Source organism: Micromonospora sp. M61, assembly GCF_018070245.1.
GTDB classification, from domain to species: domain Bacteria; phylum Actinomycetota; class Actinomycetes; order Mycobacteriales; family Micromonosporaceae; genus Micromonospora; species Micromonospora zamorensis.
On record NZ_JAGPYA010000110.1, the window covers coordinates 1 to 9,248 of the forward strand.

General features: G+C 69.7%; 12 protein-coding genes. 8 read left to right on the top strand and 4 right to left on the bottom strand.

The annotated features are described in order from the left end of the window. From KBX34_RS32235 to KBX34_RS32270, 8 genes are all read left to right on the top strand, one after another. Window positions 1-324: DUF2064 domain-containing protein (locus KBX34_RS32235; RefSeq protein ID WP_210928864.1), on the top strand; the 324-nt coding region annotated here is incomplete at its 5' end. Next, window positions 321-1,019 (top strand): class I SAM-dependent methyltransferase, encoded by a 699-nt coding sequence (locus tag KBX34_RS32240; RefSeq protein ID WP_374223738.1) that lies wholly within the window; start codon window positions 321-323, stop codon window positions 1,017-1,019. The genes KBX34_RS32235 and KBX34_RS32240, both read left to right, overlap by 4 nt. Continuing rightward, a complete protein-coding gene (locus KBX34_RS32245; protein WP_210928866.1) occupies window positions 1,016-2,182 on the top strand; it encodes a molybdopterin-dependent oxidoreductase in 1,167 nt (388 codons plus the stop codon). The genes KBX34_RS32240 and KBX34_RS32245 overlap by 4 nt, the downstream gene beginning before the upstream one ends. Further along, window positions 2,179-2,601 carry a hypothetical protein gene (locus tag KBX34_RS32250; RefSeq protein WP_210928868.1) on the top strand — a complete coding sequence of 141 codons (423 nt, stop codon included), beginning with the start codon at window positions 2,179-2,181 and terminating at the stop codon, window positions 2,599-2,601. The genes KBX34_RS32245 and KBX34_RS32250 overlap by 4 nt, the downstream gene beginning before the upstream one ends. A 54-nt stretch (window positions 2,602-2,655) precedes the next feature. Further along, window positions 2,656-3,519, top strand: coding sequence for an S-methyl-5'-thioadenosine phosphorylase (locus KBX34_RS32255; RefSeq protein WP_210928870.1), 864 nt, complete (start codon window positions 2,656-2,658; stop codon window positions 3,517-3,519). Between the two features lie 9 nt (window positions 3,520-3,528). Beyond that, window positions 3,529-4,392, top strand: coding sequence for an LLM class F420-dependent oxidoreductase (locus tag KBX34_RS32260; RefSeq protein WP_088948959.1), 864 nt, complete (start codon window positions 3,529-3,531; stop codon window positions 4,390-4,392). A 42-nt stretch (window positions 4,393-4,434) separates the two neighbouring features. Continuing rightward, window positions 4,435-4,869 (top strand): hypothetical protein, encoded by a 435-nt coding sequence (locus KBX34_RS32265; protein ID WP_210928872.1) that lies wholly within the window; start codon window positions 4,435-4,437, stop codon window positions 4,867-4,869. Window positions 4,870-5,018: 149 nt separating this feature from the next. After that, window positions 5,019-5,678: an MSMEG_1061 family FMN-dependent PPOX-type flavoprotein gene (locus KBX34_RS32270; RefSeq protein ID WP_210928874.1), complete on the top strand. Its 660-nt coding sequence runs from the start codon at window positions 5,019-5,021 to the stop codon at window positions 5,676-5,678. Between the two features lie 67 nt (window positions 5,679-5,745). On the opposite strand, the gene KBX34_RS32275 is transcribed toward KBX34_RS32270, so the two are convergent. From KBX34_RS32275 to KBX34_RS32290, 4 genes are all read right to left on the bottom strand, one after another. Next, window positions 5,746-6,327 carry a dihydrofolate reductase family protein gene (locus KBX34_RS32275; RefSeq protein ID WP_210793800.1) on the bottom strand — a complete coding sequence of 194 codons (582 nt, stop codon included), beginning with the start codon at window positions 6,325-6,327 and terminating at the stop codon, window positions 5,746-5,748. 65 nt (window positions 6,328-6,392) lie between these two features. Further along, window positions 6,393-7,232, bottom strand: coding sequence for a helix-turn-helix domain-containing protein (locus tag KBX34_RS32280; RefSeq protein WP_307871545.1), 840 nt, complete (start codon window positions 7,230-7,232; stop codon window positions 6,393-6,395). 59 nt (window positions 7,233-7,291) lie between these two features. Further along, window positions 7,292-7,987 (bottom strand): VOC family protein, encoded by a 696-nt coding sequence (locus tag KBX34_RS32285; protein ID WP_210928876.1) that lies wholly within the window; start codon window positions 7,985-7,987, stop codon window positions 7,292-7,294. A 113-nt stretch (window positions 7,988-8,100) separates the two neighbouring features. Then, window positions 8,101-9,248 (bottom strand): RICIN domain-containing protein (locus tag KBX34_RS32290; protein ID WP_210928878.1); only part of this gene is annotated, 1,148 nt, incomplete at its 5' end.

Below are 9,248 nucleotides of genomic sequence, written 5' to 3' on the forward strand. Positions count from 1 at the left end.
CTGCTCACCGCCGCACTGGAGCGACTCGCCGAGCACGAGGCGGTGTTCGGACCAGCACTCGACGGTGGCTGGTGGGCACTCGGGTTACGCGATCCGGCCAACGGGAGCGTGTTGCGCGACGTACCCATGTCGACCGGCGACACCGGTCGACGCACCCTCGCCGCTCTTCGCGGGCGCGGCGTACGCCCGGCGATCCTGTCCGTCCAACGGGATGTCGACGACTGGCCGACAGCGTTGGCGGTCGCGGCCGACCTGCCCGGCACCCGGTTCGCGGACGCCGTGGCGTCGGTAGGCGGCCAACTGGTGAGCGGACGCCTCCGGTGAGGTCGACGATCAGTCTCGACGGTTTCGACGTGGTGCTGGGCAGGCTCGACGCGTGGCCGGCCGGTCAGGACGATTCCGGTACGCCGGCCGCCGCGTTGCCCCCGGCGCAACGCGAACACTGGCTGGTGCACGCCGACGGGCGACGTGACCTGCTGCCGGTACGCCGTTGGCACGGCCCACCCGAACCGGCCATCGAGTCCGTCGCCGCCCGGTGCACCGGCCCCACGATCGACCTCGGCTGCGGCCCCGGCCGGCTGACCATGGCACTCGCCCAACGAGGCCTCGTCGCACTGGGGGTGGACATCTCCGCCGAGGCGGTACGCCTGACCCAGGACCGGGGTGTGGTCGCCCTGCGACGTGACGTCTTCGAACCACTTCCCGGCGAGGGGCGGTGGGCACACGCCCTGCTCGTCGATGGCAACATCGGCATCGGCGGGGACCCGGTCCGACTGCTGCGCCGGTGCGGCGACCTGATCGCGGCCGACGGGACGCTGGTGGTCGAGGTGGACCCTCCCGGCGCTGGCCTGTGGCAGGGACAGGCGTACGTCCTGTCCTGCTCGCGCCGGGGATCGGCGTTCAGCTGGGCACGCGTCGGGGTGGAGGCGATGGACCGCACCGCGGCCGCCGCCGGCATGCGGGTCGTCGACGGTTTCCGGTCCGGCCCGCGCTGGTTCACCGAGTTGGCGCGCCGATGAACCGCAAGCCACGTGTTCCCACCTCGGAGGACTTTCCGGCGCCGTCACACTCGCCACTGGTCGCCGCCCGCCTCGGCCTCTGGCTCGGGGTGGCGTTCGGGCTGTGCTTCGTCACCGGACTGCTGAGCCACTACATCCAGCACCCGCCGGGCTGGTTCACCTGGCCGACCCGACCGGTCAACCTCTACCGGGTCACCCAGGGCGTCCACGTGCTCTCCGGGATCGCGGCGATCCTGTTGCTGCTCGGCAAACTGTGGAGCGTCTACCCCCGGCTGTTCGTCCGTCCGCCCCTGCGCCAGCCGATCCGGTTGTCCACGCACGTCCTCGAACGGATCTCCATCCTGGTCCTGGTCTGCGCAGCGTTCTTCGAACTGGTCACGGGCCTGTTCAACGTGGCGCAGTCGTACCCGTGGGGATTCTTCTTTCCGACCGCGCACTACGCGGTCGCCTGGCTGGTGGTGGGCGCGTTGCTGCTGCACATCGCAGTGAAGCTCCCGGTCGCCAGCGCGGCGCTGCGAACGCCACTGCGGCGGGAGGAGGTGGGTGAGGCTGCGTCCACCGGGCGCGACGATCGAGACTCGTCCGGACGGCGCGCGTTCCTGCGTACCTCGGCAGGCGTCGCAGGCGTCGCCGTGCTGGCCACCGCCGGGGTCACAGTGCCGTGGCTGCGCCGGGTGTCGCCGCTGGCCTGGCGGTCCGCGTCCGGACCGCAGGGCGTGCCGATCAACCGTACGGCGGCGGCAGCCCGCATCGTCGTTCCACCGGACTGGCGGCTGGAGATCGTCTGGCCGGGCGGCCGGGGCACCCTGTCCCTGGCCGAGCTGACCGCCCTGCCACAACGCACCGCGGCACTGCCGATCGCCTGTGTCGAGGGCTGGAGCGTCTCCGCCAACTGGACCGGCGTACCCGTCGTCCAGCTGCTCCGACGGTTCGGGGCGCCGACCGGCCGCCCGGTTCGGGTCTCCTCGCTGGAGACCGACGGTCTCTACGCGGCAAGCACGCTCCCGGCGGCCCATGCCGGCGACCCGTTGACCCTGCTCGCACTGAGGGTCAACGGCGAAGAGCTGTCCGCCGACCACGGACACCCCTGCCGTCTCATCGCTCCGAGCCGGCCGGGCGTCCTCCAGACCAAGTGGGTGGCCCGGCTGGAGGTGCTGCGGTGAGAGCCGTCCGCCTGCTGCTGGCCGCACTCGGTGCCGCGGCGGCGGCGTACGGGGGTTGGCTGCTCCTCCCCCAGCTCGGCACCACAGTGCCTTGGCTGATCGGCGGCCCGGTGCTGCACGACCTCCTGGTGGCACCGCTGGTCGGGCTGGTCGGGCTGGCGCTGGGCCGGCTGGTGACAGACCGGCTACGCCGGGCCTGGATCAGCGCGGGCCTGCTGGCCAGCGCCACATTGCTGCTGATCGCGGTGCCACTGCTGTGGCGACCGCCCTCGGCACCTCCGAACCCGGGCCTGCCGGACCGCGACCATCCGCTGGGCCTCGCTGCCGGGCTGGCCGTCATCTGGGCCGTCACCACTGTCGCTCTGGTCGTCGGCACGGTCAGCCGCCGCGTCCGGGACCGACGAGCCGACCGTCAGTGAGTGGGTCCCACACGCGCTTCCTTCCACTCCGCTCCGCTCCGAGGAGGAGTTCGCATGTCAGGACAAGTCCCCACTACCGACCGACCACCGATCGGCGTGATCGGCGGATCTGGTTTCTACGAGTTCCTCGACGACGTCGCCGACCTCACCGTCGACACCCCGTACGGACCGCCAAGCGACGGCCTGTCCATCGGGAGACTCGCCGGGCGCCCGGTGGCGTTCCTGCCCCGCCACGGGCGGCGTCACACCCTTGCGCCGCACCGCATCAACTACCGGGCCAACCTGTGGGCGCTGCGAGCGGTCGGTGTCCGCCAGGTGCTCGCAGCGGGCGCCGTGGGCGGCCTGCGACCGGATCTGGGCCCCGGGACCCTTGTCGTACCGGACCAACTGGTCGACCGGACCAGCGGCCGCGAGCAGACCTACCACGACGGAACGCCCGGCGCCGACGGGCAACTGCCCGGGGTGGTCCATGCTCCGTTCGCCGACCCTTACTGTCCGGTCGGACGTGCCACGGTCCTCGACGCCGCCCGCTCCGTCGACTGGCAGCCGGTCGACGGCGGCACCATGGTGGTCATCGAGGGGCCCCGGTTCTCCACCCGCGCCGAGTCACGCTGGTATGGCCGAGAGGGCTGGTCGGTCGTCGGCATGACCGGCCACCCCGAAGCGGTTCTGGCACGCGAACTGGCACTGTGTTACACCGCGCTGTCGCTGGTGACCGACCTCGACTCGGGCGTCGAGGTCGGTCACGGTGTGACCCAGCAGGAGGTGTTCGCGGTCTTCGCACGAAACGTCGATCGCCTGCGCGGCCTGCTCAGCGAGGCGGTGACGACGTTGCCGGAGGGCCAGGACGACTGCCCCTGCGACTGGAGCCCGGCGGGCACGGAGAACGGCACCACCGATGACGCTCGGCATGACTAGTGTTTCGGTATGGCACAACGACTCGTCAGCGTGTGGCAACCGTTCTTCCTCGTCAGCGAAAGTCGGGGTGCGGCCATCGATGCCGCGACCGAGCTGGAGGAGCTCGGCTATGCACGGCTCTGGTTCTCGGGCGGTTTCGGGGAGAACGTCGCCCCCCGCTTCCGGGAGATCCTGGACGGGACCACCCGCATCGGGGTCGCGTCGGGGATCGTGAGCATCTGGCACTCGTCGCCCCCCGAGGTGGCGGCATTCGCCCTGGACGCGGAGCGGGCCCATCCCGGCCGTTTCCTGCTCGGCCTCGGCGCCAGTCACGCTGTGCTGCTGGAAGGCAGTGGCACCGCCTACCGCAAGCCGTATTCGAAGATGGTGGATTACCTCGACGGTCTTGACGCTGCCGGGCTCCCTCCGGAGCGGCGGATCCTGGCAGCACTCGGCCCGCGGATGCTCGAGCTCTCCCGCGACCGTTCAGCCGGGGCGCACCCGTACTTCGTCCCTGCCGAACACACCGCAGAGGCCCGCGCGGCACTCGGGCCAGACCGGCTGCTCGCTCCCGAGGTCGCGGTGGTCCTCGACGCAGACCCCACCACCGCGCGCGCCACGGCCCGGCAATACACGAGCGGATATCTCGCACTGCCGAACTACACCAACAACCTGCGGCGGTTCGGCTGGACCGACGAGGACTTCGCCGGCGGCGGCAGCGACCGCCTCGTCGACACCCTGATCCCCTGGGGCACAGCCGAGCAGGTCGCAGCCGGGCTGGAAAAGCACTACCAGGCTGGCGCGGACGAGGTGGCGGTCCAGGTGCTCAACGGCGGTGACGCCACGGCGTTCCCCGCCGACGCGTTCCGCGCTCTCGCCGCGATCCTGATCTGACCTTCCGCAGAAGGCCCGCGTCCGGTGTGAGGTGATGGGGTGGTGACAGCAGAGGCAGCGGGAGCCTTCCGCCGGACGGCGCTCGAGCGAGCAGATCAGCAGGTCGCCTGGGCCCGGGCTGACCAGGCCTTCTTCGCTGCCGGAGCGTGTCACATCCTCGCCTGGGCCTGTCGAGACGCATACCCGGCCCGGTCGATCGACGTGGCGGCGGTGCGTCTGGCGGGCGACCCGCAGATCTTCCACGCCTACGCGAGCTGGAATGGTTGGGCGTTCGACCATTCGGGGTGGAATCCGGAGCCGCAACTGTTGGCCGTCAACGCCGACTTCGAGGGCCATCCGCTGGAGCGCGTCGGGATCACTGTCGATCTCGCTGAATTCTGTGCGGAGCACCACCACCGGATGCCGGACCAGTTCTGGCGCGACCCAGTGCCCCGTGCTCGCCGGTATGTTGGCCGGTTCACCCCGCCCTGGGCGTAGCGCCAGTCGGGCCCAGGCCGAACCACTCGGAGTGCTCGGAGAAGGTGAGTTGCTTCAGCGCCTGCCGCATGCGGCCATTCCAGGTAAGGACGGCCGGCCGCAGAGGCAAGATCACCACTCATTCGATAGGCACCCTAGGATCGGGCGGTATGACGTCAGCCCCTGCCGCCACAGCCTTCGATTCGCTGCGCCTCGACGCCGTACCCGACCAGGAGGTGCTTCGCCGGGTCTACGAACTCCCCAGCGACGCGGCCGTGCGAAAGCAGATGACCGAGCTCACCGAGCAGACCCGGCGGCTGATCGCCTGCTCGTCGCTGGTCCTGGTGGCCAGCGTGGACGCCGAGGGCAACTGCGACGTCACCCCGCGCGGCGGCCCCGCCGGGTTCGTCGCCGTCCTGGACGCCCGGACGGTGGCGATACCGGACGCCACCGGCAACAAACGTCTGGACACCCTGCAGAACGTCATCGCCACCGGGCGGGCCGGGCTGATGTTCGTCATCCCCGGCCGCACCACCACGCTCAGGGTGAACGGCCGGGCCTGCGTCTCCACCCGCCCGGAGCTGCTGTCGCAGCTGACCGCCGTGGGCAAGCCACCGGCCAGCGCGCTGGTGCTGGGGATCGAGGAGGTCTACCCGCACTGTCCCAAGGCGCTGCTGCGCAGCGGGGCCTGGAAACCGGAGCAGTGGCTGCCGGCGGACGCCCAGCCGACCTCGGCCGAGGTGACGCTGGCCCAACTGCGGATGCCGGAGCTGACCATCGCCGACATCGAAAAGACGGAGGCGGACTCGCTGAAGTACCGGTACGAGTGACGGGACAAGCGCCTCAGGCCGATTGTGTGTCACCGTTCGCAGACTTCTTCGCGTACCCGCTCATCGGTCAGCGCCGCACCCGGTAGCGCAGGTGGAGCACCCGGTTGCCCGGAATCACCGCGTCAGGTTCCTCCAACAGGTGCTGCGCGTCGACCGACCCGAAGTAGCGCTTGCCGGACCCGAACACGACGGGTACGACGTCCATGCGCACCTCGTCGACCAGGCCCGCGGCAAGCACCTGTCCGCCGACGTCGCCGGCGGCGACCTCGACGATGCGGTCACCCGCAAGCTCCTGCGCCCTGGCCACGGCTGCCTCGACGCCGTCGACGAAGTGAAACGGCGCCTCGGGGTCCCAGCCCTCGGGCTGCGGCCGGTGCGTCACGACGACCACGTGGTCGATCCCGCTCGGAGGCTTCCCGTCCCAGCCGTCCGTCATGTCGAAGACGTGGCGGCCGGTGATCGTCGCCCCGATCTGGTCCCAGTAGGACCGGGTGTAGTCGTAGGACGCCTGTGACACCTTCAACGCGCCGCTCTCGTCCAACGGCACGTCACCGCTGAGCAACCAGTCGAACAGCGGTCCGGGCTGGTCGTTGTCGTCGGCGATGAAGCCGTCCACCGACACCGAGCTGTACATGACCACTTTGCCCATGGGCGCTCCTCTGACTGGGGATGCCCTCAGGTTAGAGTCTCGTGAGCTGCCGTTCTTGTAAGAAATCAATCGGCCGGTAGCGGCCAGCCGTCCAGCACGTGGCCGGGATGTTCGCGCAGGAACCGTCGCCGGACTTCGACGTACCGTGTCGGTGTGAGCCCGGTGAACGACCGGAACTCGTGGCCGAAGTGGGCCTGGTCGAAGTAGCCCGCGCTACTGGCGAGGTCGGCCCAGTCGATCGCTTCGGCGGGGTTGATCGAGAGCACGGTGGCGGTGAAGCGGTAGGTGCGGGCCAGCCGCTTCGGCGTGACGCCGATGAGCTCCTTGAACCGCTGTGCCAGGTGAGTGCTGCTGACACCGGCTGAAACCCTCAGGTCGTCGATAGCCACCGCCCCGTTGGTCGCCGCGATCACGCTGCTCGTGTGGCGGACCAGCCCCAGGCCGGCCGCGTCACCCAGCCGTCGCATCAGCTCCTCCTCGAGCAGCGTCAGCATCTCGTGAGGTCCGTCCGCCGCGTTCAGCCGGTCTCGCAGCTCAGCAATGGCGGGCCGGCCCCACACCTGCTCAACCGTCACCGGCCGGTCACACAGCTCGGCCGCGGGCATCGGCAGGAACAGCGCCGGCCCCCAGGGCTTGAAGTGCACGCCGACGGACCGGGTCACCGACGGATAGCTGAACTCGAAGGCGCGGGTGGGCATGGTGACCACGCAGCCGTCGGCGTACTCGGCCGTCTCGATGTCGGTGCCGGCACGGATGCGGAACGGCGCCCCGAGGTTGACGATGAGGAACGCCGCCGGACTTGCCGGCAGCGTCAGCCGGGCGTACGGCGGCGCACCCTCCAGGTAGTAGAGGTCGTCGATCAGCCCGTCCAGCGGCGGTCGCGGCACTCTGGACACGTACTTCACGCCCACAGCATCGCCGACGCGCCAACGGTCGCGACCTTCGACTGGCCGGTCAGTCCGGTCTACGAGTCGTCTCGGCCCTGCCAGGTCGTCACACAAGCCTCGTTACCCTCGATATCGGCGAGAACCCAGAAGGCGGGAGCATCGGACGCGGACACGAGTCGGCCACCGGCCGTCAGCGCGGCTTCGATCCGCCGTGGTGCCTCGTCGTGCGGGACACAGATGTCGAAGTGGATGCGATTCCGGTCCGGGCGTGGCTGGTCCATCTGCTGAAACCAGATCGTCGGACTCTGCCCGACCGGGTCGACGATCGGATCCTTGGGACCGTCGGCTCCCGGCTCGTCCGTGTAGCCCAGCACGGCCTTCCAGAACGGCCGGACCGCTGCGATGTCGAGCGCGTCGACAGCGATCTCCACGAGCTGAACCGACCGCGGCGCTCCCGTACCAATCTCAGGTTCCGTCCGTAGCCCGACGGTCCGCACGGCGGCGGAAATCCGATGCGCAAGGTCGATATCGCAAGCGGTAAGCGCCGCCTGATCCATCGACTGCAGGGTCAAGACGACCCGGTCTGGCCGGATATCAGCGCGCAGGTGCCCATCGGCGTCGCTGCCGCACGCCGCCACCACGCGCGCCGCCACGTCGGCTGCCTGGACCAATGAGCCGACGGGGACCGACGTGCGCAACGCGCCCAGCAGATACCGCCATCCCTGGTCGCTGATCGCGTCCGAGGCCGCCCGCCGACTCAGTGTCTGTTCCATTCAGGCATCCTCACATGTGCCCGTAGTGACTTCCGCCCGCTGGCAATCGCGGCCTGGTCGGCGAGGATCCGCACCATCGCCACGGTCCGCATCACGTCAGGCCGAGTCGAACCTCAGACGGCCGCCCGCGACCACTGCTGGTTGGCGCCGGTGTTGCACGAATACTGCTTCAGGACCACGCCGTCAGCGGTCGACAACGCCGGTACGTCCACGCATTTGCCGCTGTGGCGTGCGCGGAGCTGGAAGTAGCCACCGTTGGTCACCATCTGGAACTGCTGGTTGGTGCCGGTGCCGCAGGTGTACTGGACGAGCTCGGCACCGTCGGCGGTGGAAGCGCTCACCACGTCGAGGCACTTTCCGCTGTGCCGGCTGACGATGCGCCAGTAGCCGCTGCCGGCGTCCTGGAACTGCCACTGCTGCCACGCATTGCCACCGTAGGTGTACTGACCGACGCGCGCACCGTTGTCGGTGTTCGGTGACTGGACGTCCATGGCCTTGCCGCTGTGCCGCGCGGTGATCCGGTAGAACGTGCCCGTCGCCGGCGGAGGCGTCGTGGGGCCTCCCCCGATGGTGTCGCCCCACGCGTACCGGATCTGGTCAGCGCCGGAGGTGTTGCGGACCGTCAGGTTGAGGTCGGTGCCGCTGCCGCTGAGGGAGAACATCGAGTACCAGTCGTAACCGATGCTGCCCGGTTTGCCGCCGAGGGCGGGCCAGTAGGTGCCGCCCATCTGGTTGTCGCGCATGACCTGGGCCATGGCGCGGATGTGTCGCACGAAGTTGTCCGTGCTGCTGGCGTCGGCGTAGTTGCGGCCGTCGTTCATGGGCGCGCCGAACTCGGTCGCGACCGCCCGTGAGGCGCAGTTGCCGAGACGGGTCTGCATGTGGCTTCGGAAGGCGTCGTAGGTCATTGCGCCGTAGAAGAAGGCGTAGTGGTGGAAGGACAGCAGCGTCGCGTTGAAGCGGCTGTCGTTGCAGATGTCCCGCAGGTCCTGGCTGAAGCCGGTGCCGCCGATGAGCACCCGACCGGGCACCGCCGAGTAGTGGTAGCTGAGCCAGTTGGCCGCAACCGTGCGCCACTCCGCCGAACTGTAACCGTGCGGCTCGTTCATCGGCTCGAAGTAGACGTTGGTGTTCGAGCCGTACGTGTTGGTCACCGTCGACCACATCGCGTTCCAGGCGGCGAGGTTGGTGATCCTGCCGCCGGAGGCGGCGCCGTCCTCCCAGTAGGCCAGGATGACCTTGAATCCGCGGGCGGTGGCGG

What these genes read in the sequence shown, in the direction of transcription:
- KBX34_RS32275 (WP_210793800.1), bottom strand. Translation starts at nt 6,327, where the DNA reads ATGGGCAAAGTGGTCATGTACAGCTCGGTGTCGGTGGACGGCTTCATC.
- KBX34_RS32270 (WP_210928874.1), top strand. Translation starts at nt 5,019, where the DNA reads ATGACGTCAGCCCCTGCCGCCACAGCCTTCGATTCGCTGCGCCTCGAC.
- KBX34_RS32285 (WP_210928876.1), bottom strand. Translation starts at nt 7,987, where the DNA reads ATGGAACAGACACTGAGTCGGCGGGCGGCCTCGGACGCGATCAGCGAC.
- KBX34_RS32260 (WP_088948959.1), top strand. Translation starts at nt 3,529, where the DNA reads ATGGCACAACGACTCGTCAGCGTGTGGCAACCGTTCTTCCTCGTCAGC.
- KBX34_RS32245 (WP_210928866.1), top strand. Translation starts at nt 1,016, where the DNA reads ATGAACCGCAAGCCACGTGTTCCCACCTCGGAGGACTTTCCGGCGCCG.
- KBX34_RS32255 (WP_210928870.1), top strand. Translation starts at nt 2,656, where the DNA reads ATGTCAGGACAAGTCCCCACTACCGACCGACCACCGATCGGCGTGATC.